General features: G+C 73.4%; 25 protein-coding genes. 14 read left to right on the plus strand and 11 right to left on the minus strand.

Annotated elements, in window-relative coordinates; translation table 11 throughout:
* Nucleotides 1-5 precede the first annotated feature (5 nt).
* The 7 genes from sufC (at nt 6) to ABD899_RS06620 (ending at nt 4,359) form a co-directional block, all read left to right on the plus strand.
* Nucleotides 6-770: a Fe-S cluster assembly ATPase SufC gene (gene sufC, locus ABD899_RS06590; protein WP_345203758.1), complete on the plus strand. Its 765-nt coding sequence runs from the start codon at nt 6-8 to the stop codon at nt 768-770.
* On the plus strand, nt 771-2,066 hold the full coding sequence (locus ABD899_RS06595) for a SufS family cysteine desulfurase (RefSeq protein ID WP_345203761.1): 1,296 nt from the start codon (nt 771-773) through the stop codon (nt 2,064-2,066).
* Complete coding sequence (gene sufU / locus ABD899_RS06600) at nt 2,066-2,512, plus strand: Fe-S cluster assembly sulfur transfer protein SufU (RefSeq protein ID WP_345203764.1); 447 nt, start codon at nt 2,066-2,068, stop codon at nt 2,510-2,512. Before ABD899_RS06595 ends, sufU begins: the two co-directional genes overlap by 1 nt.
* A complete protein-coding gene (locus ABD899_RS06605; protein WP_345203766.1) occupies nt 2,509-2,850 on the plus strand; it encodes a metal-sulfur cluster assembly factor in 342 nt (113 codons plus the stop codon). The genes sufU and ABD899_RS06605 overlap by 4 nt, the downstream gene beginning before the upstream one ends.
* A gap of 10 nt (nt 2,851-2,860) precedes the next feature.
* Nucleotides 2,861-3,403: an acVLRF1 family peptidyl-tRNA hydrolase gene (locus tag ABD899_RS06610; RefSeq protein WP_345203768.1), complete on the plus strand. Its 543-nt coding sequence runs from the start codon at nt 2,861-2,863 to the stop codon at nt 3,401-3,403.
* Nucleotides 3,404-3,505: 102 nt separating this feature from the next.
* Nucleotides 3,506-4,054 carry a PadR family transcriptional regulator gene (locus ABD899_RS06615; RefSeq protein ID WP_345203770.1) on the plus strand — a complete coding sequence of 183 codons (549 nt, stop codon included), beginning with the start codon at nt 3,506-3,508 and terminating at the stop codon, nt 4,052-4,054.
* Nucleotides 4,051-4,359 (plus strand): hypothetical protein, encoded by a 309-nt coding sequence (locus tag ABD899_RS06620; protein ID WP_345203773.1) that lies wholly within the window; start codon nt 4,051-4,053, stop codon nt 4,357-4,359. The genes ABD899_RS06615 and ABD899_RS06620 overlap by 4 nt, the downstream gene beginning before the upstream one ends.
* Nucleotides 4,360-4,372: 13 nt before the next feature.
* Here the strand turns inward: ABD899_RS06620 and ypfJ are convergent, their stop codons facing one another.
* Complete coding sequence (gene ypfJ, locus ABD899_RS06625; protein WP_345203776.1) at nt 4,373-5,284, minus strand: KPN_02809 family neutral zinc metallopeptidase; 912 nt, start codon at nt 5,282-5,284, stop codon at nt 4,373-4,375.
* Between the two features lie 128 nt (nt 5,285-5,412).
* On the opposite strand from ypfJ, the gene ABD899_RS06630 reads away from it, so the two are divergent.
* A complete protein-coding gene (locus ABD899_RS06630) occupies nt 5,413-7,011 on the plus strand; it encodes an ABC-F family ATP-binding cassette domain-containing protein (protein WP_345203778.1) in 1,599 nt (532 codons plus the stop codon).
* 25 nt (nt 7,012-7,036) lie between these two features.
* Here ABD899_RS06630 and ABD899_RS06635 read toward each other — a convergent pair whose 3' ends face one another.
* Nucleotides 7,037-8,422, minus strand: a complete 1,386-nt coding sequence (locus ABD899_RS06635; protein ID WP_345203780.1) for a TrpB-like pyridoxal phosphate-dependent enzyme — start codon at nt 8,420-8,422, stop codon at nt 7,037-7,039.
* Between the two features lie 151 nt (nt 8,423-8,573).
* Between ABD899_RS06635 and ABD899_RS06640 the strand changes: the two genes are divergently transcribed.
* Complete coding sequence (locus ABD899_RS06640; protein WP_425474946.1) at nt 8,574-10,457, plus strand: ABC transporter ATP-binding protein; 1,884 nt, start codon at nt 8,574-8,576, stop codon at nt 10,455-10,457.
* A 13-nt stretch (nt 10,458-10,470) separates the two neighbouring features.
* On the opposite strand, the gene ABD899_RS06645 is transcribed toward ABD899_RS06640, so the two are convergent.
* A complete protein-coding gene (locus tag ABD899_RS06645; RefSeq protein ID WP_345203785.1) occupies nt 10,471-10,674 on the minus strand; it encodes a hypothetical protein in 204 nt (67 codons plus the stop codon).
* Nucleotides 10,641-11,816 carry a DUF2252 domain-containing protein gene (locus ABD899_RS06650; protein ID WP_345203787.1) on the minus strand — a complete coding sequence of 392 codons (1,176 nt, stop codon included), beginning with the start codon at nt 11,814-11,816 and terminating at the stop codon, nt 10,641-10,643. The genes ABD899_RS06645 and ABD899_RS06650 overlap by 34 nt, the downstream gene beginning before the upstream one ends.
* Nucleotides 11,817-12,037: 221 nt before the next feature.
* Between ABD899_RS06650 and ABD899_RS06655 the strand changes: the two genes are divergently transcribed.
* Nucleotides 12,038-12,757 carry a hypothetical protein gene (locus tag ABD899_RS06655; RefSeq protein ID WP_345203790.1) on the plus strand — a complete coding sequence of 240 codons (720 nt, stop codon included), beginning with the start codon at nt 12,038-12,040 and terminating at the stop codon, nt 12,755-12,757.
* A 17-nt stretch (nt 12,758-12,774) separates the two neighbouring features.
* On the opposite strand, the gene ABD899_RS06660 is transcribed toward ABD899_RS06655, so the two are convergent.
* A complete protein-coding gene (locus ABD899_RS06660; protein ID WP_345203792.1) occupies nt 12,775-13,566 on the minus strand; it encodes an SURF1 family cytochrome oxidase biogenesis protein in 792 nt (263 codons plus the stop codon).
* A gap of 33 nt (nt 13,567-13,599) precedes the next feature.
* Between ABD899_RS06660 and moaA the strand changes: the two genes are divergently transcribed.
* Nucleotides 13,600-14,601 carry a GTP 3',8-cyclase MoaA gene (gene moaA / locus ABD899_RS06665; protein ID WP_345203794.1) on the plus strand — a complete coding sequence of 334 codons (1,002 nt, stop codon included), beginning with the start codon at nt 13,600-13,602 and terminating at the stop codon, nt 14,599-14,601.
* On the opposite strand, the gene ABD899_RS06670 is transcribed toward moaA, so the two are convergent.
* Nucleotides 14,584-14,910 carry a DUF3099 domain-containing protein gene (locus ABD899_RS06670; protein ID WP_345203797.1) on the minus strand — a complete coding sequence of 109 codons (327 nt, stop codon included), beginning with the start codon at nt 14,908-14,910 and terminating at the stop codon, nt 14,584-14,586. The two genes, moaA and ABD899_RS06670, sit on opposite strands and share 18 nt — an antisense overlap.
* Nucleotides 14,911-14,970: 60 nt before the next feature.
* Between ABD899_RS06670 and fabG the strand changes: the two genes are divergently transcribed.
* Genes fabG through ABD899_RS06685 form a run of 3 tightly spaced genes read left to right on the plus strand, consistent with a single transcriptional unit; the run spans nt 14,971 to nt 18,739 of the window.
* The gene (gene fabG / locus ABD899_RS06675; protein WP_345203800.1) at nt 14,971-15,684 is read left to right on the plus strand and encodes a 3-oxoacyl-ACP reductase FabG; all 714 of its coding nucleotides are present in this window, start codon (nt 14,971-14,973) and stop codon (nt 15,682-15,684) included.
* A gap of 54 nt (nt 15,685-15,738) precedes the next feature.
* Complete coding sequence (gene fabI, locus ABD899_RS06680) at nt 15,739-16,497, plus strand: enoyl-ACP reductase FabI (protein WP_345203803.1); 759 nt, start codon at nt 15,739-15,741, stop codon at nt 16,495-16,497.
* A gap of 37 nt (nt 16,498-16,534) precedes the next feature.
* Nucleotides 16,535-18,739: a tetratricopeptide repeat protein gene (locus tag ABD899_RS06685; RefSeq protein ID WP_345203806.1), complete on the plus strand. Its 2,205-nt coding sequence runs from the start codon at nt 16,535-16,537 to the stop codon at nt 18,737-18,739.
* A gap of 14 nt (nt 18,740-18,753) precedes the next feature.
* Here ABD899_RS06685 and cphA read toward each other — a convergent pair whose 3' ends face one another.
* The 5 genes from cphA to glgC are packed head-to-tail and all read right to left on the minus strand — an operon-like array spanning nt 18,754 to nt 25,820.
* Nucleotides 18,754-21,600: a cyanophycin synthetase gene (cphA, locus tag ABD899_RS06690; protein ID WP_345203808.1), complete on the minus strand. Its 2,847-nt coding sequence runs from the start codon at nt 21,598-21,600 to the stop codon at nt 18,754-18,756.
* 44 nt (nt 21,601-21,644) lie between these two features.
* Nucleotides 21,645-22,502 carry a cyanophycinase gene (locus ABD899_RS06695; protein ID WP_345203811.1) on the minus strand — a complete coding sequence of 286 codons (858 nt, stop codon included), beginning with the start codon at nt 22,500-22,502 and terminating at the stop codon, nt 21,645-21,647.
* Between the two features lie 4 nt (nt 22,503-22,506).
* Nucleotides 22,507-23,742 (minus strand): phosphoserine phosphatase SerB, encoded by a 1,236-nt coding sequence (gene serB, locus ABD899_RS06700; protein WP_345203813.1) that lies wholly within the window; start codon nt 23,740-23,742, stop codon nt 22,507-22,509.
* A gap of 9 nt (nt 23,743-23,751) precedes the next feature.
* Nucleotides 23,752-24,570, minus strand: a complete 819-nt coding sequence (locus ABD899_RS06705) for an LLM class F420-dependent oxidoreductase (protein ID WP_345203815.1) — start codon at nt 24,568-24,570, stop codon at nt 23,752-23,754.
* A complete protein-coding gene (gene glgC, locus ABD899_RS06710) occupies nt 24,567-25,820 on the minus strand; it encodes a glucose-1-phosphate adenylyltransferase (RefSeq protein ID WP_345203818.1) in 1,254 nt (417 codons plus the stop codon). The genes ABD899_RS06705 and glgC overlap by 4 nt, the downstream gene beginning before the upstream one ends.
* Nucleotides 25,821-25,836 lie beyond the last annotated feature (16 nt).

Raw genomic sequence — 25,836 nt, forward strand, 5'->3', positions numbered from 1 at the left:
ACCCTGTGAGCACTCTCGAGATCCGCGACCTCCACGTCTCCGTCGAGACGGAGAACGGCACCAAGGAGATCCTGCGCGGCGTCACCCTGACGATCCGCTCCGGCGAGACCCACGCCATCATGGGACCCAACGGCTCGGGCAAGTCGACCCTGGCCTACTCGGTCGCCGGCCACCCGAAGTACACCGTCACCTCCGGGTCGGTGACCCTCGACGGCGAGGACGTCCTCGCGATGAGCGTCGACGAGCGCGCCCGGGCCGGCCTGTTCCTCGCGATGCAGTACCCCGTCGAGGTCCCCGGCGTCACGGTGTCGAACTTCCTGCGCACCGCCAAGACGGCCGTCGAGGGCGAGGCCCCGAAGCTGCGGACCTGGGTCAAGGAGGTCCGGGAGGCCATGGGCAACCTGCGCATGGACCCCGCCTTCGCCGAGCGCAACGTCAACGAGGGCTTCTCCGGGGGCGAGAAGAAGCGCCACGAGATCCTCCAGATGGAGCTCCTGCGCCCGAAGTTCGCCGTCCTCGACGAGACCGACTCCGGCCTCGACGTCGACGCGCTGCGGGTCGTGTCCGAGGGGGTCAACCGCGCCACGGAGAGCACCGGCGCCGGCGTCCTGCTCATCACCCACTACACGCGCATCCTGCGCTACATCCAGCCCGACTTCGTCCACGTCTTCGTCGACGGCCGGATCGCCGAGGAGGGTGGCCGCGAGCTCGCCGACCGCCTCGAGGCCGAGGGCTACGACCGCTTCCTCACCGAGACCGCCGGGGCCTGAGTGAGCGCCGCCCCCTTCACCGCCGAGGAGCTGGCCCGGATCCGGGCCGACTTCCCGATCCTGTCGCGCACGGTGCGCGGGGGGCACCCGCTCGTCTACCTCGACTCGGGTGCGACCTCGCACAAGCCGCGCCAGGTCCTCGACGCCGAGCGACGGTTCTACGAGCGCACCAACGCCGCGGTGCACCGCGGGGCGCACCAGCTCTCGGAGGAGGGCACCGACGCCTACGAGGCGGCCCGCGAGACGATCGCCCGGTTCATCGGGGCCCGGGCGAGCGAGGTCGTCTTCACCCGCAACGCCACCGAGGCGCTCAACCTCGTCGCCTACGCGTTCAGCAACGGTGCCGCGGGCGGCGGTGGCGGCCGGGGCGACCGGTTCACCCTCGGCCCGGGCGACGAGGTGCTCGTCACCGAGATGGAGCACCACGCGAACCTCATCCCGTGGCAGGAGGCGTGCCGGCGCACCGGAGCCACCCTGCGCTGGGTCCCGGTCGCGCCCGACGGACGGCTCGACCTCACCGACCTCGACGCGCTGCTCACCGAGCGCACCAAGGTCTTCGCCTTCACCCACGTCTCCAACGTCCTCGGCACGATCAACCCGGTCACCGAGCTCGTGGCGCGGGCGCACGCCGTCGGCGCGCTCGTCGTGCTCGACGCCTGCCAGTCGGTGCCGCACCTGCCCGTCGACGTCGACCGGCTCGGGGTCGACCTCCTCGCGTTCTCGGGTCACAAGATGTTCGGCCCCCTCGGCATCGGCGTGCTGTGGGGCCGCCCCGAGCTGCTCGACGAGATGCCGGTGTTCCTCACCGGCGGGTCGATGATCGAGACGGTCACGATGGAGGGGGCGACGTACGCCCCGGTGCCGCAGAAGTTCGAGGCCGGCGTGCCGGTGGCCGCCCAGGCCGTCGGGCTGGCTGCGGCCTGCGACTACCTCACCGACCTCGGGCTGGACCGCGTCCACGCCCACGAGCAAGCCCTCACCGAGCGCCTCGTCACCGGGCTCGGGGAGCGGCCCTGGGTGCACGTCCTCGGGCCGGACGACCTGCGCGAGCGTGGGGGAGCGGTGGCCTTCGTCGTCGACGGCGTCCACGCCCACGACGTCGGCCAGGTGCTCGACGACCGCGGGGTCGCCGTGCGGGTCGGCCACCACTGCGCGTGGCCGCTGCACCGGGCCCTGCGGGTGCAGGCGAGCACCCGGGCGAGCTTCGCCGCCTACACGACGCCCGCGGAGGTCGACGCGCTCCTCGAGGCGCTCGACCGGGTCCCGGCGGTGTTCGGGCTGGAGGTGCCCGCCTGATGGACCTCTACCAGGAGCTCATCCTCGAGCACTCCAAGCGCCCGGTGCGGGCCGGCCTGCGCGAGCCCTTCGAGGCGCAGGTCCACCACGTCAACCCCACGTGCGGCGACGAGGTGACCCTGCGGGTGCACCTCGCCGGCCAGGGCGACGACGCGGTCGTCGAGGACGTGTCGTACGACGCCATGGGCTGCTCGATCAGCGTGGCCTCGGCGTCGATCCTCGCCGAGGAGGTCACCGGCGAGCGCGTCGCCGAGGCCCGGGAGACGGTCGAGGCGATGCGCTCGATGCTCACGAGCAAGGGGGAGGACCCCGGCGACGAGGAGCAGATCGGCGACGGCGTCGCCCTGTCCGGGGTCGCGAGGTACCCCGCCCGAGTCAAGTGCGCCCTCCTGTCGTGGATGGCGTTCACCGATGCCCTGCACCAGGCCGAAGGAGCCCCGCAGTGACCCAGACCGACACCCCCGCGAACCCCACGCCGGCCAACGTCGCCGACGTCGAGGAGGCCCTGCGCGACGTCGTCGACCCCGAGCTCGGCATCAACGTCGTCGACCTCGGGCTCGTCTACGGCATCACCGTCGACGGCCAGAACCACGCCGTCATCGACATGACGCTCACCTCGGCGGCCTGCCCGCTCACCGACGTCATCGAGGACCAGACCGCCCAGTCCCTCGAGGGTCTCGTGGCCTCGTACCGGGTCAACTGGGTGTGGATGCCGCCGTGGGGCCCCGACAAGATCACCGACGACGGCCGCGAGCAGCTGCGCGCCCTCGGCTTCAACATCTGACCCACCTCCGGTGCCCCGCAGAGTCGTCGAGGTCGCGCCGGCACGCCTCGACGGCTGGCTCGAGCGCTTCGCCGTGAACAACCCCGACGGCCCCCAGCGGGTCGTCGGGGTCGACCGCTTCGACCACGACCCGCTGGCCCTCGTCCTGGTCCGCCGCGGCGGGTACGCCGTCGGCCTCGCGTCCGGAGAGCGGCTCGGCGCGCACAAGGTCGGCACCCGGTACGTCCAGTCCCGTACGGCGGCCGGCGGCTGGAGCCAGCAGCGCTTCGCGCGCCGCCGGGCCAACCAGGCCGACGAGCTCGTCGCGGCCACCGTCGAGCACGCCGTCCGCGTGCTCGGCGGTCCCGCCGGCGCGGTCCGGATGCCGGCCGGCTCCGGTCTCCTCGTGGGTGGCGACCGGGCGCTCGTCGCGGCGGCGCTCGAGGACCCCCGGCTGGCCGGGCTGGTCGAGCTGCCCCGGCGCGAGCTCTACGACCTGCCGGACCCGCGGCTCGTCGTCCTGCGGCAGGCCCTGGAGCGGGCCCGGGCGGTGCGGGTCACCATCGAGGAGTGAGCGCCGTGAGAGCGGGGACGGTCGCCCCGGCGACCACGTCCGCACCCACGGGAGGCATCGTGGGGCTGGTCCCCGGTGATATCTGCGAGATATGGTTCCGGGGTGAGCCGCCGCGAGTCGCGCACCCGGTACGCCGTCCTCGGCGCGCTGAGCATCGAGCCCATGTCGGGCAGCGAGGTGCACGCCCTCGCCACCGGTCCGCTCGCGCACTTCTGGCACGAGGGGTTCGGGCAGATCTACCCCACGCTGCGCACCCTCGAGGCCGAGGGCCACGTCGTCACGACGAGCGAGCCGGGGGTGCGTGGGTCGCGGCGCCGGGTCCACGCGCTCACGGCATCCGGCTGGTCCGAGCTGCGCGGGTGGCTGGCCCGACCCGTCGGGCCGGTCGCGCCCGGTCGCGACGAGCTGCTCCTCAAGGTCTTCCTCGGCCGCCACGTCGACCCCGACGTGCTGCTCGGGCACCTGCGCACCCGACGGCAGGCGCTGGCGGTCGCGCTCGAGCGCTATGCCGCCATCGCCGCCGAGCTCGCGCAGGACGCGTCGCCGGACGTGCCGTGGTGGGGCCGCACCCTCGGGCACGGGGTGGCTGTCGCGTCGGCGTCGCTCGCCTGGTGCGACGCGACGATCGCCGAGCTGTCGGTGGCACCGTGAGCGCGGGCGGGGCGGCCGGGGTGCGCGAGCGCTGGGCGCGCCACCGCCGGCCCCTGCTCGTCGCCGCGGCGGTCGGCGCCGCCGGCCTGTCGGTCGTGTGGTTCCTCGTGGTCCCCGACGCGGCCGAGGCGGCCACGGGCTGGCGTGCGGTGGTGCTGCGCCACGGCCACGGCGCGTGCTGGTCGCTGCTCGCGGCGTCCCTGGTCGTCGGCGCCGCGGACGGCCCGTCCCGGCTGCGCGGTGGTCTCGCGTGGGCCGGGCTGGGCTGCTACGTGGCGTTCCTCGCCGCCCTCGCGAGCTCGTGAGGGGTGCGGCGGCTCAGTTGACCGAGGCGACAGCGAAGGTGTCGCACTGGTTGAGGTCACCGGTCTTGAACCCCTGGAGGAACCACCGCTGGCGGGCCTCGGCCGAGCCGTGGGTCCAGTTCTCGGGCGTCACCCGGCCCTGGGTCTTCTGCTGGATGCTGTCGTCGCCGACCGCCGAGGCCGCCGACAGGGCGTCGCGGATGTCCTGGTCGGTCAGCGGCTCGAGGAACGGCTGCCCGGTGTCCTCGTCGGGCACGGTCGTCGCGTGGTGGGCCCACACCCCGCCGAGGCAGTCGGCCATGAGCTCGACGCGCACCGCGCCCGACTCCGGACCCTGCGGGTCCTGCTGCGCGCGGCCGAGCAGCCCGAGCTGGTCCTGGAGCGCGTGGCCGTACTCGTGCGCGACGACGTACTCCTGCGCGAGCGGACCGGCGCTCGAGCCGAACTGCTGCTCGAGGATGCGGAAGAAGTCGGCGTCGATGTAGACCATCTTGTCGAGGGGGCAGTAGAACGGGCCGACCTGGTTGGATGCCGTGCCGCACGCCGACTGCGTCGTGCCCCGGTAGAGCACGGTCTGGGTCGGCTGCCACTCCTTGCCGTAGCGGGGCAGCTCGCCGGCCCAGAAGGCCTGGACCGAGTTGACCGTGCCGATGACGCGGCACTCGGTGTTCTCGTTGGCGTCGGCGCCCGTGCGGCACGCGGCGAAGGCCTCCGAGCCCTGCTCGCCGCCGGCCTGCACCTGGCCGGGCTCGGTCGTCGTCCCGCCGCCGGTGATGTCACCGGGGTTGATGCCGAAGATCATCGCGAGGATGAGCATGATGATGCCGCCGATGCCGCCGCCCACGACCATCCCGCCCGGGGCGCCCCCGCCGCCGCCCGAGCGCACCTGCGAGGTGTCCAGGGTGACGTTGTCGTTGAAGCTCATGCCGGGCTCCCGTCGCGAGGGCGTGGACCGCGCGGCGCGCGGCGGCACCTAGACTAGAGGGCGACAGCCCGTCGTCGTGCGCCCACTGCCGTCGTGACGACCGCGTCCACCCTCACCGAAAGGCCCTCGTGATCACCGCTGCCTCCGTCGAGCTGCGCGCGGGCTCGCGCCTGCTCCTCGACGACGCGAGCTTCCGCGTGGCCCCCGGTGACCGGGTTGGCCTCGTCGGGCGCAACGGCGCCGGCAAGACGACCCTCACGAAGGCACTGGCAGGGGTCACCCAGCCGGCGGCCGGCACGATCACCCGCACCGGCGCCGTCGGCTACCTCCCCCAGGACCCGCGGGGTGTCGACCTCGACGTCACCGCCCGCGACCGGGTCCTGTCGGCCCGCGGGCTCGACACGATCGTGCGCGAGCTGCGCGCCGCCGAGGCCGCGATGGCCAGCCGCACGGGGGAGGGTCAGGACCGCGCGATGCGGCGCTACGGTCGGCTCGAGGCCGAGTTCGTCGCCGCCGGCGGGTACGCCGCGGAGTCCGAGGCGGCGTCGATCGCCGGCGCGCTCGGCCTCGACGAGCGGGTCCTCGGCCAGACGCTCGGCACGCTCTCGGGCGGCCAGCGGCGCCGCATCGAGCTGGCCCGGATCCTGTTCTCGGGCGCCGAGACGCTGCTCCTCGACGAGCCGACCAACCACCTCGACGCCGACTCGGTCGCCTGGCTGCGTGACCACCTCAAGGGCTACCGGGGCGGCCTCGTCGTCATCTCGCACGACGTCGACCTCCTCGAGGCCGTCGTCAACAAGGTCTTCCACCTCGACGCCAACCGCGGTGAGCTCGACCAGTACAACCTCGGCTGGAGGGCCTACCTCCAGCAGCGCGAGACCGACGAGCGCCGCAGGAAGCGCGAGCGCGCCAACGCCGAGAAGAAGGCCTCGGCGCTCATGGCCCAGGCCGACAAGATGCGCGCCAAGGCGACGAAGACGGTCGCCGCGCAGAACATGGCACGCCGGGCCGAGCGGCTCCTCGCGGGCCTGGAGACCGAGCGGGCGCACGACAAGGTCGCCAGGCTGCGCTTCCCGAAGCCCTCTCCTTGCGGGAGGACGCCCCTGCGGGCGAGCGGGCTGTCCCGCTCCTACGGCTCGCAGGAGGTCTTCACCGACGTCGACCTCGCGATCGACCGGGGCTCGCGCGTCGTCGTGCTCGGCCTCAACGGCGCGGGCAAGACGACCCTGCTGCGGATGCTCGCGGGCGTCGACGCGCCCGACACCGGTCAGGTCGAGCCGGGGCACGGCCTCAAGCTCGGCTACTACGCCCAGGAGCACGAGAACCTCGACGTCGAGCGGACCGTCCTGGAGAACATGAAGTCGGCCGCGCCCGACCTCGGCGAGACCGACGTGCGCAAGGTGCTCGGCTCGTTCCTCTTCAGCGGCGACGACGTCGACAAGCCGGCGGGGGTGCTCTCCGGCGGCGAGAAGACCCGCCTGTCCCTCGCCCTGCTCGTCGTCTCGTCGGCGAACGTCCTGCTCCTCGACGAGCCGACGAACAACCTCGACCCCGCATCGCGCGAGGAGATCCTCGGGGCGCTGCGCACCTACGAGGGGGCGGTCGTGCTCGTGACCCACGACGAGGGGGCGGTCGACGCCCTCGAGCCCGAACGCATCCTCCTGCTCCCCGACGGTGTCGAGGACCTCTTCAGCGCCGACTACCGCGACCTCGTCACCCTCGCCTGAGCCTCACCCCGGGATCGCCGGGGCCTCACCCCGGGATCGCCGGGAGCCGGGTCAGGGCCGCGGCGACGGCTTCCTGGAGCTCGCTGTCCTCCCACGTGTGGTCCACGAGGTCGCCCCGCAGGTAGGCGTCGTAGGCGGGCAGGTCGAGGTGGCCGTGCCCGCACAGCGCCGTGAGGATGACCTTCTCCTCGCCGGTGTCGACGCAGCGGATCGCCTCGTCGACGGCGGCGGCCAGCGCGTGGGTCGGCTCCGGGGCCGGCACGATGCCCTCGGTGCGGGCGAAGAGCACGCCGGCGGCGAAGCAGTCGCGCTGGGTCCTCGCCTCGGCCTCGACGAGGCCCTCCTCGTAGAGGTGGCTGATGAGGGGGCTCATGCCGTGGTAGCGCAGCCCTCCGGCGTGGATCGGGTCGGGGATGAAGTCGTGCCCGAGCGTGTGCATCTTGAGCAGCGGCGTGAGCCCGGCGACGTCGCCGAAGTCGTAGGCGTAGGTGCCCTGCGTCAGCGACGGGCAGGAGGCCGGCTCGACGGCGCGGATGACCGGGCCCGCACCGCCGGCGGCGAGCTTCTCGCGGAGGAACGGGAAGGTGAGGCCCCCGAAGTTGGAGCCGCCGCCGGTGCACCCGACGATGAGGTCCGCGCTCTCGCCGACCTTCGCGAGCTGGAGCAGCGCCTCCTCCCCGATGATCGTCTGGTGGAGCAGCACGTGGTTGAGCACCGAGCCGAGGGCGTAGTTGACCGTGGCATCCTGGGCCGCGACCTCGACGGCCTCGCTGATCGCCAGGCCGAGCGACCCCGGGGAGCCCGGGTCGCTCGCGAGCATCGTGCGGCCGGCCTCCGTGAGGTCGGACGGGCTCGGGTGCACCGTGGCCCCGAAGGTCTCCATCATGATCTTGCGGTACGGCTTGGCGTCGTACGAGGCGCGCACCTGCCAGACCTCGCACTCGAGGTCGAACTGCGCGCACGCGAAGGCCAGGGCGGTGCCCCACTGCCCGGCCCCGGTCTCGGTCGTCAGCTTCCGGATGCCGGCGCGCGCGTTGTAGTAGGCCTGCGGCACCGCGGTGTTCGGCTTGTGCGAACCGGCGGGCGAGACGCCCTCGTACTTGTAGTAGATCCGGGCGGGGGTGCCGAGCGCCTGCTCGAGGCGGTGGGCGCGGAACAGCGGTGAGGGCCGCCACAGCCGGTAGACGTCCTGCACCTCCTCGGGGATGTCGACGTACTGCTCGCTCGCGACCTCCTGCGCGATGAGGTCCATGGGAAAGAGCGCGGCGAGGTCCTCGGGGCCGACCGGCTGACCGGTGCCGGGGTGGAGCGGCGGCGGGGGAGGGGTCGGCAGGTCGTGGAGGATGTTGTACCAGCGCGTCGGCATCTCGTCCTCGTCGAGCAGGACCTTGTGGCGCAGTGGTGCGGGCACGGCATACCTCCGTCGTCGACCGCCGTCGGAGCCGGCGGGGTGCGCCGACATCCTCGGTGAGGGCACGGCATCCGCACAAGGGCCGGAACACGTGTCGGTCGTCGGTGGTTGACTGACAGGCACACGACGACGAGGAGCACGGCCGGTGAGCATGCACGGGTGGCAGGCGCTGCACAGCCTGAGCAGGGACGCCAGCGTCAAGGAGCGCCGCCTCGCCCCCGGCACGACGCGCCGGGTGCTGGGCTACGCGCGGCCCTACAAGGTGCAGATCGCCTGGTTCCTCGGGCTCGTCGTCGTCGAGTCGCTGCTCGTCGTCGCCACGCCGCTCCTGCTGCGGTCCCTCATCGACGACGGCATCTACCCCAAGGACTCCGAGGTCGTCGTGCGCCTGTCGCTCGTCGTCGCGGCGATCGCGGTCGTGAGCGGCGTCCTCACCCTCGTCGAGCGGTGGTTCTCCGCCCGGATCGGGGAGGGGCTGATCTACGACCTGCGCACCGAGGTCTTCTCGCACGTGCTGCGCCAGCCGGTCGCCTTCTTCACCCGCGCCCAGACCGGGGCCCTCGTCACCCGCCTCGGCAACGACGTCATCGGGGCCCAGCAGGCGTTCACGTCGGTGCTCTCGAGCGTCGTGAGCAACGCCATCACGCTCGTGCTCATCGTCGCCGCGATGGCCACCCTGTCCTGGCAGCTGACCCTGGCCGCCCTCGTGCTCGTGCCGTTCTTCCTCGTCCCCGCCCGGTTCATGGGCCGGCGCCTGGCGAGCCTGGCCCACGAGCAGATGGTGGAGAACGCCGACCTCGGCACCCGGATGACCGAGCGGTTCAACGTCGCCGGCGCGCTGCTCGTCAAGCTCTTCGGCCGACCCGTCGTAGAGGACGGCGAGTACGCCGTGCGGGCCGCCCGGGTGCGCGACATCGGGGTGCGCATCGCCGTCAACCGGTCGGTGTTCTTCGTCGCGCTCACCCTGGTGGCGTCGCTCGCGACCGCGATGGTCTACGGCGTCGGCGGTCTCATGGCCGTCGGGGGCACGCTGACCGTCGGCACCCTCATCGCCCTGACGGCGCTGCTCGCCCGGCTCTACGGCCCGCTCACGGCGATCTCGAACGTCCGCGTCGACGTCATGACGGCGTTGGTCTCCTTCGAACGGGTCTTCGAGGTGCTCGACCTCGAGCCGCTCGTCGCCGAGGCGCCGGACGCCCGGCCGGTGCCGCCGGGTCCGGTGCGGGTCGAGGTCGACGACGTCGCCTTCGCCTACCCCTCGGCCGACGACGTGTCGCTCGCCTCGCTCGAGAGCACGGCGACCGGCGACCGGCGCGGCAGCGGGCCGGTGCTTCGCGACGTCTCCTTCACCGTCGAGCCCGGCACCCTCGTCGCCCTCGTCGGCCCGAGCGGTGCCGGCAAGACGACGATCACCTCGCTCGTCGCGCGCCTCTACGACCCCACGGCTGGGTCGGTCCGGATCAACGGCGTCGACCTGCGCGAGGCGAGCCTGGAGTCGCTGCACGACGCCGTCGGGGTCGTGACCCAGGAGGCCCACCTCTTCCACGACACGATCCGGGCCAACCTCGCCTACGCCGCACCGCAGGCGAGCGAGGACGACATGGTGGCCGCCCTCAGGGCCGCCCAGGTGTGGTCCCTCGTCGACTCGCTCCCGTCGGGGCTCGACACGGTCGTCGGCGACCGCGGGCACCGGCTGTCCGGCGGCGAGAAGCAACGCCTCGCGATCGCCCGGCTGCTCCTCAAGGGTCCGGGCCTCATCGTCCTCGACGAGGCGACGGCCCACCTCGACAGCGAGTCCGAGCAGGCGCTCCAGCGGGCCCTCGACCACGCGCTGCGCGACCGCTCGGCCCTCGTCATCGCGCACCGGCTCTCGACGGTGCGTCACGCCGACCTCATCCTCGTCGTCGACGAGGGCCGCATCGTCGAGCGCGGCACCCATGCCGAGCTCGTCGCCGCCGGCGGGCTGTACAGCGAGCTCTACCGCACCCAGTTCTCCGAGGAGCTCGGCGAGGTCCTCGACGAGTCGCTGGCCTGACCGCGCGGGCGGGTCAGGCCGGCGCGACGTGCGCGAACCGCCCGCCGCGGAAGGCGTCGACGAAGAGCCGGTGGTCCTCGCGGGCCTGCCGGGCGTAGCCCTGCGCGAACGAGGTGAGGACCTCGACGAGCCCGTCGACGTCGTCGCCGATGCAGGCGCCGACCGCGTCCTCGACGCTCACCGTCACGAGGTCCTGCGCGGACTCGGAGTCGGCCACGCAGTGGATCTTCGCCGTGGCCGGCCGAGCTGGTTCACGAGCACCGCGAGGTCGGCGGGCTCGGTGACGTCGTCCCAGTCCAGGTCGGCCTCGTAGGGGGACACCTCGCTGACGACGTAGCCGGCGGACCCCCCCGACCCGGGGAGGATGGCCCAGCCGAGGAACCGGTCGGCGTGCGCCTGGAGGGCCCGCTGGGACGTGGCCGTCCGGTGCCCGTGGTGCTCGAAGTAGCCGGCTGCGCGCTCGTCGCGGACCACCCGGCTGGGTGCGGCGACGTTGCCGAGCTTCATCGACAGGACGACGTCGTTGTCGAGCGCCTGGGAGAACCCCTCGATGAGGATGCTGTACGCCGGCAGCCCGGCGCTCCCGATGCCGAAGCCGGAGCGCCCGATGACGTCGAGCACGTCGAACGTCACCGCGCCCCGGCGGGTCTCCGGAAGGGTGTCGAGGTAGGCGTCGAACGCCGTCCGTACCGCCTGCACCTCGTCGTCGGGCAGCCGGCGGACCCCGGTGGCGTCCGCGAAGCGGCGTCGGTAGTCCTCGACGACGGTCATCGACTCGAGCATGCCGAAGCGGGTCAACAGCTTGGCTCGGTGCAGGGCGTCGAGAACGGCTCCCTCCGCCGTGCCGAGGGTCAGGGCCCACTCCGTGTCGTCGGCCACGCTCTGGTAGTGCTCGATCTGCTCGGCGTAGGCACGCACGTACCGGCCGACGAGGTCGTCGATGACCTCGTCCGGCAGCGCCTTCTGCCAGCACAGCAGGGCCAGGCTGGCCGCGAAGCGGGCGAGGTCCCACGTCCAGTGGCCGAGGTAGGCCTCGTCGAAGTCGTTGACGTCGAAGACGAGCCGCCCGTCGGCGTCGAGGTAGGTGCCGAAGTTCTCGGCGTGCAGGTCCCCCTGGACCCAGATCCGGGCCGACTCCGCGTCCACCCAGTCGCGGTCGAAGTCGGCGTACCGACCGCCCTCGCCGACGTCCGCGTAGAACAGGCACGCCGTGCCGCGGTAGAACGCGAACGGATCTCGGGCCATCTTGCGGAACTTGATGCGAAACCCGTGCGGGTCCGCCTGCATGAGCGGCTCGAAGGCCTCGAGCAGGGTGGACACGATGATGTCGGAACGCTCCTCGGGCGACGGCTCGGGCATGGACCACCATGGCACACGCCCCACCGGTCCCTCGCCGGGGCCCCGGCCGCGTCGGGCCCCCGGGGCCGACCCGGGGCCGCTCGGGGCCGGTTCCCGGGTTCGGGCCAGGGCGCGCGCGTCAGGGTTTGACCGGCGAGGCAGGGCGCCCCCGCGACGGGAGCGGGTAGCGTGGACGACGCGGACGGTCCGCCCGCGGAGTGTCCCCCGACCGGGAGGTCGCCATGAGCACCTCGACATCCGCCGGCCCCGCCCCGGCCCCCGCCCGCACCGACTCCGGCGTGCGGGGCTGGCTCGGGTGGTTCGCCCTGGCCGTCGTCGTCGGCATGCAGGCCGGCACCGTGTTCCGGCCCCTCGGCTCGGCCGGTGAGACCCGGGTCGCCGACTGGGTCGACCTGCTCACCCCCTACGCCGTGCTCGGCACGGCCGCCGTCGTCCTCGTGCGGGCCGGGGCGACGCGCTCGCAGTGGGTGCTCTTCGGCGTCGGTGGGGTGTCGTTCGCCCTCGGCAAGGGGCTGCACATCTCGGCGAACTCGGCGAGCAACGTCGCGGACACCGTCGTCGCCGACTCGAGCATCGTGCACCTGTGGGACGAGGTCGTCAGCCACCTCGTCTGGTACACGGGGCTCTTCGTCGTCCTCCTCGCCGTCGCGTGGGCGCTGCGCGACGTCGAGTTCCGGGTCGGGCCGCTCGACCTGCTCGTGGGCGGGCTCGTCGCCCTCACCCTCGTCAACACCTACATCGAGGGCGCCCAGCCGGTGCTCGGCCTGCTGTTCCTCGCCACCCTCGTCGTCACCGGGCTGCGTTGGCGCCCCGCGCCGGTGTCGCGGCTCCTCCTCGTCGTCGGAGGCCTCGGGCTGCTGCTGCTCCTCGGCTGGGGCGTCGCCTGGCTCGCCGTCGACGGGTCGTTCTTCCCGGAGTTCAGCGAGCTGGGCTGGATCTGACCCGCGTCAGGGGCGGGCTATGCGTCCTCCTCGTCCCAGATCCGGGTCTTCTTCGGCGTGCGCGGGTACTTCTCGGGGTCCTCGGCGCGCAGCTCGCGGCGGATGCCGAACCACACGAGCACGAACCCGACCGACATCGTGAGCCACCACTGGTAGCCGTAGGCCAGGTGCGGCCCCAGGCTCCGGTCGGGGGTCCCGAGGGGCAGCGGGCGCGGCGGGGCGGTCCCGTCGGGGAGCACCTCGCCCTCGAGCAGCAGGTAGCCCGGCAGCACGGCGGCCGCCCCGAGTGCCGCCCCCGCCTCGGCCACGTTGAGCGAGGCCACCTGGCCCTGCGGCATGTCGCGGCCCCGGGAGGCCTCGCCGCGGCGCACCCACCCGGTGACCTCGACGTCGCCCCCGGGCGCCGGGGGGACCTCGGGCAGCACCCTCGCACCCTCGTCGCTCGCGCCCACCCAGCCGCGGTCGACGACGACGTCGGGGCCGCCACCGGCCGGGCGCAGCAGCCACAGCACCTCGAGGCCCGCCTGGCCCTCGCGGGTGCGGTTGCGCACGAAGACCGGCCCCGCGACGTACCGGCCGGTGGCGGTGACCCGGGTCCACTCGTCGTCGGGGTCGAGCCCGGCCGGTGCCAGCACCTGCGCCAAGGGCACCGGCGCCGCCCGGTAGTGCTCGTCGAGCCGCTCGTTGCGCTCGACCTTGGCGAGGTGCCGGTCGTACTGCCACCAGCCGAGGTGGTAGCAGGCGACGGCGAAGAGCGCGGCGAGGAGGAGGGCACCCAGCCAGCGAGGAGTCACGAGCCGCCGGAGCACCCGGCCACGGTACCCGTCGTACATTGGTTCCCTATGACCGACCTCCCCGCCCCGCGCCTGCTCGACCAGTTCGGTCGGGTCGGGCGGGACCTGCGCGTCTCCGTCACCGACCGCTGCAACCTGCGGTGCACGTACTGCATGCCGGCGGAGGGGCTCGACTGGCTGCCCAAGCCCGAGATGCTCACCGACGACGAGCTCGTGCGGCTCGTCGCGGTCATGGTCGGGCTGGGCGTGACCCAGGTGCGGCTCACCGGCGGGGAACCGCTGCTGCGCCGCAGCCTCGTCGACGTCGTCCGCCGGGTCGCGTCGCTGCACCCGCGCCCGCGCATCGCGATGACGACGAACGGCATCGGCCTCGACCGCCTCGCCGCACCCCTGGCCGCCGCCGGCCTCGACCGCGTCAACGTCAGCCTCGACACCATCGACCCCGAGCACTTCTCCCGGCTCACCCGGCGCGACCGGTTCAACGACGTCGTCGCCGGCCTCAAGGCCGCGGCGGATGCCGGCCTGAGCCCGGTCAAGGTCAACGCCGTCGCGATGCGCGGCGTCAACGACACCGACGTTCCCGACCTGCTCCGGTGGTGCCTCGACCGCGGCTACGACCTGCGCTTCATCGAGCAGATGCCGCTCGACGCCCAGCATGCGTGGGACCGCTCGCGGATGGTGTCGCAGGCCGAGGTCCTCGAGCGGCTCGGCACCCGGTTCCGGCTCACGCCCGTGCCGGAGCGGGGGAGCGCGCCGGCCGAGCTCTTCCTCGTCGACGGTGGCCCCGCCACCGTGGGGGTCATCGCGAGCGTCTCGGCGCCGTTCTGCGGCAGCTGCGACCGGGTGCGGCTCACGGCCGACGGGCAGCTGCGCAACTGCCTGTTCGCGCGGCGCGAGGTCGACCTGAGGGGTCCGCTGCGCGCGGGGGCGAGCGACGACGACCTCGCCGAGCTCGTCGTCGCGGAGATGTGGGCGAAGAAGCCCGGGCACGGCATCGACCGCCCCGACTTCGAGCAGCCGCAGCGCCCGATGTCAGCGATCGGTGGGTGAGTCGGGTTCGCGGGTGATGAGCCGCGTGTCGTCCGCGACCGGCACGACGGGCCGCACCCGGCCGGTGACCCGGGGCGCGACCGCGTTGGCCGCGACGACGGCGACGAACGGCAGGAAGACCGCACCGGCGGCGAAGATCCAGCGGTACCAGTCGTCGATGACGACGAGGAGGATGAAGCACGCGGTGCGGATGCCCATCGTCACGAGGTACTGCCGCAGCCGTCGGGCCTGGTCCTCGGTGCGTGACGCCGGGGCGCTCGTCACCGACTGCGCGTGCGAGGCGCGTCGGTGGTGGTGGAGCGTGGGCACCCGTCCACTGTATGTCCGCCCGCTCGGGCTACCCAGCGGTAGTCGACTAGGTTCGACAGCATGAGCGAGCCCCGTACCGTCCTCGTCACCGGTGGCAACCGAGGGATCGGCCTGGCCATCGCACGGTCGTTCGCCGACGCGGGCGACCGGGTCGCGGTCACCCACCGGTCCGGCGACGCACCCGAGGGGCTCGTCGGGGTCCGCTGTGACGTGACCGACGCGGCATCCGTCGACGCCGCGTTCACCGAGGCGGAGGGGCTGCTCGGTGGGCCGGTCGAGGTGCTCGTCGCCAACGCCGGCATCACGAAGGACGGCCTCCTCATGCGGATGTCCGACGAGGACTTCGACACGGTGGTCGACACGAACCTCGCCGGGGCGTTCCGGTGCGCACGCCGGGCGAGCAAGGGCATGATCCGGCTGCGGCGCGGCCGGATCATCCTCATCTCGAGCGTCGTCGGCCTCTACGGGGGCCCCGGTCAGGCCAACTACGCCGCGAGCAAGGCGGGGCTCGTCGGCCTGGCGCGCTCGATCACCCGCGAGCTCGGGGGGCGCGGCATCACGGCGAACGTCGTCGCGCCGGGCTTCATCGAGACCGACATGACCGCGGTCCTGCCCGACGAGACCCGGAAGTCCTACCAGGCGGCGATCCCTGCGGGCCGCTTCGCCACCCCCGAGGAGGTCGCCGCGACGGTGCGCTTCCTCGCCAGCCCCGAGGCGGCCTACATCTCCGGCGCCGTCATCCCCGTCGACGGCGGCCTGGGCATGGGGCACTGACCGCCCGTCCACGCCGCGCCCACGTCGACCGACCCCCACCGAAAGGCCAGCCAGATGTTGCTCGAGGGCAAGAAGCTGCTCGTCACCGGTGTCCTCATGGACTCCTCCATCGCGTTCCACGTCGCCCGCCTCGCCCAGGAGCAGGGGGCCGAGGTCGTGCTCACGTCCTTCGGTCGCACGATGCGGATCACCTCGACGATCGCGAAGCGGCTGCCCACGACCCCACCCGTCGTCGAGCTCGACGTCACGAGCGAGGACGACCTCGGCTCGCTCGCCGACCGGGTGCGCGAGCACGTGCCCCACCTCGACGGCGTCGTCCACTCGATCGGCTTCGCGCCGCAGGCGGCGTTCACGTTCATGGAGGCCGGGTGGGAGGACGTCTCGACGGCCGTCCACATCTCGGCCTACTCGCTGGCCTCGCTCACGAAGGCCGCGCTGCCGCTCATGGGGCCGGGCAGCAGCGTCGTCGGGCTCACCTTCGACGCGCGCGTCGCGTGGCCGGTCTACGACTGGATGGGCGTCGCGAAGGCGGCCTTCGAGTCGACGAACCGCTACCTCGCCCGCGACATCGGCCCGAAGGGGATGCGCTGCAACCTCGTCGCCGCCGGGCCGATCCGCACGACGGCCGCGAAGTCCATCCCGGGGTTCGAGCGCTTCGAGGAGGCCTGGGGGGCCCGCGCCCCCCTCGGCTGGGACGTCGACGACCCCGAGCCGGCTGCCCGCGCGTGCGTCGCACTGCTGTCCGACTGGTTCCCGGCCACGACGGGCGAGATGGTGCACGTCGACGGAGGGTTCCACGCCCTCGGCGTCTGAGCGTTCGACCCACCCCGGCGCGCACTAGGCTCCCCGCGTGAGCAGCGAGGCCGCCGAGACCGGTCCGAGCGTCGCCACCCGCGAGGTGCGCGTCCTCGAGGGCCCGAACCTGTACTTCCCGCGCCCGGCCGTCAAGGTGACCCTCGCCCTGCCCGGCTACCTCGCCGCACCGCCCGAGAGCGTGCGCTCGCTCGCCGCGGCCGTCGGCCTGCGCCGGGGGCAGCCGGGCGCAGCGGGCTCCGAGCAGCGCCAGCAGGTGCTCCTGCGGCTCGTCGAGCGGGTCACCCGGGCCCTGGCCACCGAGGCCGGCACCCGGCGCCTCGGGGTGCGCACCCGCGCGGCCACCGAGACCGAGGTCGTCGTGTGCGCGTTCGTCTGGCGGCACCGGGGGCGTGCGGAGGCGCTCGGCGCGGCGATCGGGCCGGTGCTCGCCGACCTCCTCGCCGGCCGGGACCTCGAGGATGCCGTCGCCCAGCACGCCGTGGCCGTCGCCTCCGCGCCCCTCGGCGACGGGCCCCGCGTCGTCACCCCGCGCATCCCCGTGGCCTCGGTGACCGGGACGAACGGCAAGACGACGACGACCCGGCTGCTCGCGCACATCTGCATGACGGCCGGGCTGCGGACCGGCTGGAGCTCGACCGACGGCGTCGTCGTCCAGGGCGAGGTCGTCGAGCCCGGCGACTACTCAGGGCCCGCGGGGGCCCGCGCGGTGCTCGAGAGCCCCGGCGTGCAGGTCGGCATCCTCGAGACGGCGCGGGGAGGCATGCTCCTGCGCGGCATGGGGGTGACCCACAACGACGTGTCGGTCGTCACGAACGTCTCGGCCGACCACCTCGGGCTCCAGGGCATCGACACCGTCGACCAGCTCGCGGAGGTCAAGGCGATCGTCACCCGGGCCACCCGCCCGTCGGGCTGGGTCGTCCTCAACGGCGAGGACCCCCGGGTCTGGGCGATGCGGGCCGGGATCCGGGCCCGCCCGTGGGTCTTCACGGCCGACCCGAGCGCCCCCGCCGTCCGCGAGGCGCTCGGCGGGGGCGGCCGCGCGACGACCGTCCTCGACGGCCACGTCACCGTCCTCGCCCCCGACCAGGCCCCCGACCGGCTCGTGCGGGTCGTCGACCTGCCGATGGCCCTGGCCGGGCTGTCGCACCACAACGTGCTCAACGCCCTCGCCGGCGCGTCGGCGGCCCTCGGCCTCGGGGTGAGCCGCGACGCGGTCGTCGAGGGCCTGCGCGGCTTCCGCCCCGACGACGTGCTCAACCCCGGGCGGATGAACACCTACACGGTCCCGGTGGCGGCGGGGGAGTGCACGGTCGTCGTCGACCTCGCCCACAACGAGGCCGGCCTCGAGGCCCTCCTCGACGTGGCCCGCGGGCTGTGCGTGCCCGGCGGCCGGGTGCACCTGGCGCTCGGGACCGGTGGCGACCGCACCGACGAGATCCTGCGCGCGCTCGGGGAGATCGCCGGCCTGCGCGCCGACCACGTCGTCGCCGCGCACAAGGCCCACTACCTGCGGGGGCGCACCGCCGAGGACCTCGAGGGGCAGCTGCGGGTCGGCCTCGCGAACGCCGGGGTCGCCGACATCGCCTCCTACCCGACAGAGCTGGCCGGGCTGCAGGCGATCGTCGGCGTCGCCGACGACGGCGACGTGGCGGCGGTCATGTGCCACGCCGAGCGGGCCGAGATCGTCGCCTGGCTGCGCTCGGTCGGCGCCACCGCCGACGACCCCGAGACGGTGCGCCGCAAGGTCGTGCGGGCCCGGGGCGAGCACGAGGCCGAGGACGACCTCGCCGCCCTGTGGGAGGTCGCCGACCCCGAGGAGCGGGTCGCCCTCGCCGCCGGCCTCTACGCGGCGCACCCGGGCGACGCGCGGATCGCCTACGAGTACGCCGGCACCCACGACAGCGCCGGCCACGACGAGCTGGCGGTGCCGCTCTACGAGGAGGCCCTCGCGACCGGGCTGCGCGAGCCGCAGCGCCACCGCGCCCAGGTACAGCTCGCGTCGACCCTGCGCAACCTCGGCCGCCTCGACGAGGCCGTGGCGGTCATCGACGACGTCGCGGCCCGGCATCCCGAGAGCCTCGGGGTCGCCGCGTTCCGCGCCCTCGTCCGCCACGACGCCGACACCCCGACCCACGCCCTCGCCGACCTGCTCGCCGCCGTCGTCGCGTCGAGCACCGACCCCGACGTCGTGCGCTACCGCCGGGCGCTCACCGCCTACGCCGCCGAGCTGCGGGGCTGACCCCCGGCCGTCGATCAGGGCGTGGGCGGCACCGGCTCGAGGTCGCGCGCAGCGGTGTCGCCGGACTCGCGGGCCTCCTCCTGCAGGGTCTCCGGGTCGAGGTCGGGGTCGCCGACCGAGTCCCGGGTGTGGGTGCCGGGCTGGGCCCGCTTCGTCATCTCCTCGAGCTCGGCCATGACCGCCGCGTGCTGGTCGACCGTGAGCACGACGATGTCGCCCGGGTTGGCGCGGGCCATGACGTGGCGGACGGCCTCGGTCTCGTCGAGGACGATCTCCACCTGGCGGCAGCGCACGCCCGGTTCGCCCATCCGGCTGCGCACGCCCTCGGCGACCAGGCCGGCGGTGAACCCCCGCTCGCGACCCCGCAGGCGCTGGTCCTCGCGGACGACGACGACGTCGAAGTGCTCGGCGGCCACGGCGCCGAGCTCGCGCATGTCGTCCTCGCGGCGGTCCCCGGCCGTGGCGACCATCCCGATCCGGGAGATCCTCCCCAGGTCGCTCTGGCCGGCCTTCACGTCGGCGTAGCGCTCGAGGAAGTCACCGAGGACGCGCATCCCGGGCGCGTTGTGGCAGTAGTCGACGATGACGTCGACGTTGTGGACGTTGACCTGGTTCATCCGGCCGGGGGAGAGGTAGTAGGACGTCGTGAACGTCCGCAGGCCCTGGCGGATCTCGTGGAGCCCGGCGCCGCTCGCGAACGCCGCTCCGGCGGCGGCCATCGCGTTGGCGACGTTGAACAGGGCGGTGCCGCCGAAGGTCGCCGGCAGCAGGTGGGTCCAGGCGAGCTGCATCGACCGGCGCCCGTGCCGGATGACGATCATGTCGCCCCGGTCGGTGGGCTCGAGGACGACCGCGCGGCCGCCGCGGCGGCAGTGGTCGTCGATGAGCTCGCGGACCCGGCTCCCGGGCTCGGCGAGGGTGAACCACACGACCGAGCCCGAGCACCGGCGCCGCATCCGCCGCACGAGCGGGTCGTCGGCGTTGAGCACCGCGAACCCGTCGCGGGGGACGGCCTCGACGACGACGGCCTTGACGTCGGCGAGCTGCTCGAGGGTGTCGATGCCGCGCATGCCGAGGTGGTCCGGGGCGACGTTCGTGACGACGGCGACGTCGTTGCGGTCGTACCCGAGGCCCTCGCGCAGGATGCCGCCGCGGGCGACCTCCATGACGGCGAAGTCGACGCGCGGGTTCTGGAGCACCATCCGCGCCGAGCGTGGCCCCGAGGCGTCGGACTTCACGACGAGCCGCTCGTCGATGACGATGCCGTCGGTCGAGGTCATGCCGACCTGGCGGCCGAGCCCCTTCATGATGTGGGCGATCATCCGCGCCGTCGTCGTCTTGCCGTTGGTCCCGGTGACGGCGACGATCGGCACCCGCGACGGGGCGCCGGGCGGGAAGAGCAGGTCGACGACCGGCTTGGCGATGTACTGCGGCTCGCCGATCGTCGGGTGGGTGTGCATCCGGAAGCCCGGTGCGGCGTTGACCTCGCAGATGGCGCCGCCGGCCTCGCGCACCGGCGAGGCGATGTCGGGGGCGATGAAGTCGATGCCGGCCACGTCCAGCCCGATGAGCCGAGCCGCCTCCTCGGCGATCTCGACGTTGTCGGGGTGGGCCTCGAAGGTGCGGTCGATGGAGATGCCGCCCGTCGACATGTTGCCGGTGAGGGCGAGCTTGACCATCGTCTCGGCGGGGGGCACGTCGTCGAGACCGAAGCCCTGCTCGCGCACGAGCTCCTCGGCTGCCGCGTCGACCCGGATCTTCGTGAGGACCTTCTCGTGGCCGACGCCGCGTCGGGGGTCGGCGTTCGTCAGCTCGACGAGCTCGCGCACCGTGTGGGTGCCGTCGCCGGTCACGTGCGCGGGGACGCGCTCGGCGATGGCCTGCATCCGGCCCCCGACGATGAGGCAGCGGTAGTCCCGGCCGGTGACGAACGACTCGACGATGACGTAGCCGCGCCGGGACTGCTCCTCCGCGACGGCGAACCCGGCGCGCACCTCCTCGTCGTCCCGCAGGTCGAGGCAGACGCCGCGTCCGTGGTTGCCGTCGAGCGGCTTGACGACGACGGGGAAGCCGATCCGCCGGGCCGCCGCCACCGCGCCGTCGGCGGAGCGCACCGTCTCCTGCTTCGGGACCGGCAGACCGGCCGACGCGAGCAGCTTGGTCGTCATGTCCTTGTCGCCGGCGAGGTCGACGGCCAGGGCCCCGGTCTTCGACGTCATCGTCGCCCGGATGCGCTGCTGGTGCACGCCCTGGCCGAGCTGCACGAGGCTGCCCGTGTTGAGCCGGATGAACGGGATGTCGCGGCTCACGGCCTCCTCGATGATGGCGCCGGTCGAGGGGCCGAAGGCGGTGCGTTCGGCCCGGGTGAGGAAGCGCTCGAGCTCGGTCGGGAAGTCGAACCCCTCCTCGGCCTGCACGAGGTGGTTGACGAGGCGGACGGCCAGGTGTCCGGCGGCCACGCCGACGTCCTCGTTCGTGTAGCCGTAGATGACGTTGTAGAGGCCCGGGCTGCCCTTGACCATCCGGGTCTTGCCGCGGCGTTGGTCGTGGCCGGCCTCCTGCTGGAGCTGGAGGGCGACGTGCTCGGCGACGTGCCCGAGCCACGTGCCGTCGCGCAGCCGCTCGACGAACCCGCCACGCACCCCCGTGGAGCAGGTGTGGTGCGCGAGCCCGGGCAGCACCGCGAGGAGTCGGTCCGTGAAGCCCGGGAGGGTGTCGCTCGGGTGGTCCTCGAGGACGCCGAGGTCGACGACGAGGTGCACCGAGGGGTCGTAGGACCAGATGTTGCCGCCGCGGTAGACGCGGGACTCGACGATCCGCAGCTCGGGTGCGGGGGGCCCGGTGGGGGTGGGGCGGTCCATCGGCGCTGCTCCTCGGGTCGGTGGGCGGTGGTCCGTGGCCCCGGTCAGGCCTTGGCGGCGGCGACCGAGACGACGAGGTCGGGATGCTGCTCGACGAAGCCGGTGAGTCGTCGGTGCGCGAGGTCGAAGGTCGAGCCGGCCGGGAGGGTGTGCACCGTCGCGCCGGACACGAGCACGGGGGCGCCGGGTCGTGCGTCGGCGGCATCGGTGACCGCGCCGCGGCAGTCGACGACGAACACGGCGCCCGACCCGTGCACGGTGAACTCGGTGCGGTCGTGCACGAGGATCGCGGTGTCCTCGTCGATCCCGATGCCGAGCAGGTGCGGCGACGGTGCGATGACCGACAGCAGGCGTCCGTAGCGCGAGCGCTGGTCGAAGTGCTGGTCGACGACGACGCCCCGCACGAGCCCGAGGCCCGCCGTGACCTGGCCGGCGCGCTGGCGCGGGGTGACCCCCTCCTCACCCATCGAGATCATGTAGTCGGACATGATCGACGCCCCGGCGGAGGTGCCACCGACGACGGCCCCCCGCTCGTGGGCCCGGTGCAGGGCGTCGCCGAGCGGTGTGCCGGGAAGCAGCTGGGAGAGCCGCAGCTGGCTGCCGCCGCTCATGAAGATGCCGGTCGCGGCGTCGACGGCGGCGACGGCCCGCGGGTCGTGGGAGTCCGCGCGGGTCGTGGGGTTGACGACGGCGGGCGCGGCGGCGCCGAGCCGCGTGAAGACCTCCGTGTACGACGCGGTCACCTCGTCCTGGAACGAGGATGCCGTGGGGATGAGCACGAGCCGAGCCCGCCGGCCCCCGGACAGCTTGACGAACTGGCGCAGGAGGGACGCCTTGCCGACCCGGTCCTCGGCCCCACCGATGACGAACAGCGTGGGGGTGGTGGTGGGGTAGCGCGGCACCCGGTCAGCCTAGTGGCGCGTCGTCGGCGGCGTCGGCATCCTCGATCTCCTCGCGCGAGATGCCGAGGAGGAAGAGCACGGCATCGAGGTAGGGCACCGTGACGGCCGTGTCGGCCTGGCGGCGCACGAGCGGCTTGGCGTTGAACGCGACCCCCAGGCCCGCGGCGGCGAGCATGTCGAGGTCGTTCGCGCCGTCCCCGATCGCCACCGTGCGGGTCAGCGGCAGGCCCTCGAGCGCGGCGAGCTCGCGCAGCGCCGCGGCCTTGCCGGCCCGGTCGACGACGTCGCCGAGGACCCGTCCGGTCAGGTGGCCGTCGACGACCTCGAGCCGGTTCGCGCGCACGTGGTCGACGCCGAGGTCGCGGGCGATGGGCTCGACGACCTCGGCGAAGCCACCCGAGACGACGGCGACCGTGAGGCCGAGGCGCTTCAGGGTGCGCACGAGGGTGCGGGCGCCGGGGGTGAGCCGCACGGCGTCGCGCACGTCGGCCAGGACGGACTCGGGCAACCCCGCGAGGGTGGCCACCCGGGCGTGCAGGCTCTGCGCGAAGTCGAGCTCGCCGCGCATCGCCGCCTCGGTCACCGCGGCCACCTCCTCGGCACGACCGGCATGCTGCGCGAGCAGCTCGATGACCTCGTCCTGGATGAGGGTCGAGTCGACGTCCATGACGACGAGGCGTGCCCCGCGACGGGCGAGCCCGGCCGGGGCGACCGCGATGTCGGCGCCCACCTCGTGGGAGACGAGTGACAGGTCGTGCCGCAGGCCGGCGACGTCGGCGCCCGAGACGTCGAGCTCGACGGTCGTCACCGGGTAGCGCGAGAGGCGCCGGATGCGGTCGATGTTCGCGCCGTGGGCGGCGATCGCGGTGGCGACGGCCGCGACCTGGTGGGCCCGGAGCGGGGCGCCCATGACGACGACGGCGGCCCGCCCGGTGGGACGCGGGGCGTTGTCGCCGAGGCCGGCCTCGGCGACGACGCGCATCCCGAGCTCGTCGGCGGCCCGGGTGATGCGGTCGACGAGCACGTTCTCGTCGCGCGCCGGGGACAGCAGCACCGACAGGGCGAGGTGGCCGCGGACGACGACCTGCTCGAGGTCGAGGACCTCGGCGCCGACGGTCGAGGCCGCGGTGAACACCGCCTTCGTCACGCCGGGGCGGTCCGGGCCGTCGAGGGTGAGGAGGAGGGTGCGCTGCCGGGGGTCCGGCAGGGGTGGCGCAGGGGGGCCGGGTGCGCTGGACACCCCTGCAGGCTATCGAGCGTGGGAGTCGCGCCACGCGACGAGGTCACGGACCGGACCGCGGTCGTACCCCGGCCCGGTCAGGCCGATGGTGAACAGGCGCGTCCCGACCTCGTACAGCGCCTCGGCGCCGGCCGCGTAGTCCCCGACGTCCTCGGGCAGCCGGCCGGGCCGACGTGACACCCCGGCCGAGCGCTCGATCTCGCCGGGGTCGCGCCCGACCCGTCGGCACCAGTCGTCGAGGACGGCGTGCTTGTGGGCGATCGTGTCGGGGTCGCCGAAGCCGTGCCAGATGTTCGCGTGCTCGGCGACGATCCGCAGGGTCTTGCGCTCACCACCACCGCCGACGAGGACGGGGATGTCCCGCGTCGGTGGGGGGTTCAGCCTCGACCAGCGCTCCTTGATGAGGGGCAGGTCCCGCGCCAGGGCATCGAGCCGCCCACCCGCACTGCCGAACTCGAACCCGTACTCCGTGTAGTCGCGCTCGAACCAGCCCGAGCCGAGGCCGAGGACGAGCCGGCCGTTGCTGATGTGGTCGACCGTGCGGGCCATGTCGGCGAGCAGCTGGGGTTTGCGGTAGCCGTTGCACGTCACGAGGGCGCCGATCTCGACGCGCTCGGTGGCCTCCGCCCAGGCGGCGAGGGTCGTCCAGCACTCGAAGTGCGCTCCGTCGGGGTCGCCGTAGAGGGGGAAGAAGTGGTCCCACGTGAACAGCACGTCGACCCCGATCTCCTCCATGTCGGCGCAGGCCCGCCTGATGTCGGCGTACGAGGCGTGCTGCGGCTGGAGCTGGGCGGCGACGCGGATGGGTCGCCCTGGGGCCTCGGTCACGGGACGACGACCTGTCCCTTGCCCACGACGGTGATCCCCGAGTCGGTCACGGAGAAGCCGCGCTCGAGGTCGCGCTCCTTGTCGTACCCGATGGAGGCGCCCTCGGGGATGACGACGTTCTTGTCGATGACGGCCCGCTGGATGCGGCAGTGCCGCCCGATCTGGACGCCGTCGAGGATGACGCTCGAGTCGATCTCGGTGTAGCTGTGGACGTGGACGTCGGGGGAGACGACCGAGCCGTTGACCCGGGCCCCGGAGATGACGACGCCGGGCGAGACGGCGGAGTTGAGGGCCTCACCGAAGCGGCCGTGGTGGCCGTGGACGAACTTCGCCGGCGGGTACGGCCCGTACGTCGTGTAGATCGGCCAGTCGTAGTTGTAGAGGTTGAACACCGGGTGGATCGAGACGAGGTCCATGTGCGCGTCGAAGTAGGAGTCCATCGTCCCGACGTCGCGCCAGTAGCCCAGGTCGCGCTCGGTGCCGCCCGGGACGACGTTGTTCTTGAAGTCGTAGGCGTACGCGGAGCCCTCCGCGACCAGGGCCGGCACGATGTCGCCGCCCATGTCGTGCTTCGAGCCCTCGCGGGCGGCGTCCTGGGTGACGGCGTCGATGAGCACGTCGGCGTCGAAGACGTAGTTCCCCATGCTCGCGAGGATCTCGTCGGGCGAGTCGGGCAGCCCGTCGGGGTCGGTCGGCTTCTCGAGGAAGGCCCGGATGCGCATCGGCTCGTCGGGCACGACGTCGATGACCCCGAACTGGTCGGCGGTGTCGATCGGCTGGCGGATCGCCGCGACGGTGACCCCCGCCCCGCTCGAGACGTGCTGCTCGACCATCTGGGAGAAGTCCATCCGGTACACGTGGTCGGCGCCCACGACGACGACGACCTCGGGCTTCTCGTCGGTGATGGTGTTCAGGCTCTGGAAGATCGCGTCGGCGCTGCCCTGGTACCAGGACTTGTCGATGCGCTGCTGGGCCGGAATGGGCGCGACGTAGTTGCCGAGCATCGTCGACATCCGCCACGTCTTGGTGACGTGCCGGTCGAGGCTGTGCGACTTGTACTGGGTGAGGACGACGATCTTGAGGTAGCCGGAGTTGACGACGTTCGACAGCGCGAAGTCGATGAGCCGGTAGATGCCCCCGAAGGGGACCGCCGGCTTGGCCCGGTCGGCCGTGAGCGGCATGAGGCGCTTTCCCTCCCCGCCCGCGAGAACGATGACCAGGACCTTCGGACCTCCGCTGCGGTACGCCATGGCCCCACGCTATTGG

It is taken from the genome of Fodinibacter luteus, assembly GCF_039541575.1.
GTDB lineage: Bacteria > Actinomycetota > Actinomycetes > Actinomycetales > Dermatophilaceae > Fodinibacter > Fodinibacter luteus.

Coding starts and splice junctions, on each gene's coding strand:
- sufU (WP_345203764.1), top strand. CDS start 2,066: ATGGACCTCTACCAGGAGCTCATCCTCGAGCACTCCAAGCGCCCGGTG.
- ypfJ (WP_345203776.1), bottom strand. CDS start 5,284: ATGAGCTTCAACGACAACGTCACCCTGGACACCTCGCAGGTGCGCTCG.
- ABD899_RS06640 (WP_425474946.1), top strand. CDS start 8,574: ATGCACGGGTGGCAGGCGCTGCACAGCCTGAGCAGGGACGCCAGCGTC.
- ABD899_RS06650 (WP_345203787.1), bottom strand. CDS start 11,816: ATGCCCGAGCCGTCGCCCGAGGAGCGTTCCGACATCATCGTGTCCACC.
- ABD899_RS06655 (WP_345203790.1), top strand. CDS start 12,038: ATGAGCACCTCGACATCCGCCGGCCCCGCCCCGGCCCCCGCCCGCACC.
- moaA (WP_345203794.1), top strand. CDS start 13,600: ATGACCGACCTCCCCGCCCCGCGCCTGCTCGACCAGTTCGGTCGGGTC.
- fabG (WP_345203800.1), top strand. CDS start 14,971: ATGAGCGAGCCCCGTACCGTCCTCGTCACCGGTGGCAACCGAGGGATC.
- fabI (WP_345203803.1), top strand. CDS start 15,739: ATGTTGCTCGAGGGCAAGAAGCTGCTCGTCACCGGTGTCCTCATGGAC.
- cphA (WP_345203808.1), bottom strand. CDS start 21,600: ATGGACCGCCCCACCCCCACCGGGCCCCCCGCACCCGAGCTGCGGATC.
- glgC (WP_345203818.1), bottom strand. CDS start 25,820: ATGGCGTACCGCAGCGGAGGTCCGAAGGTCCTGGTCATCGTTCTCGCG.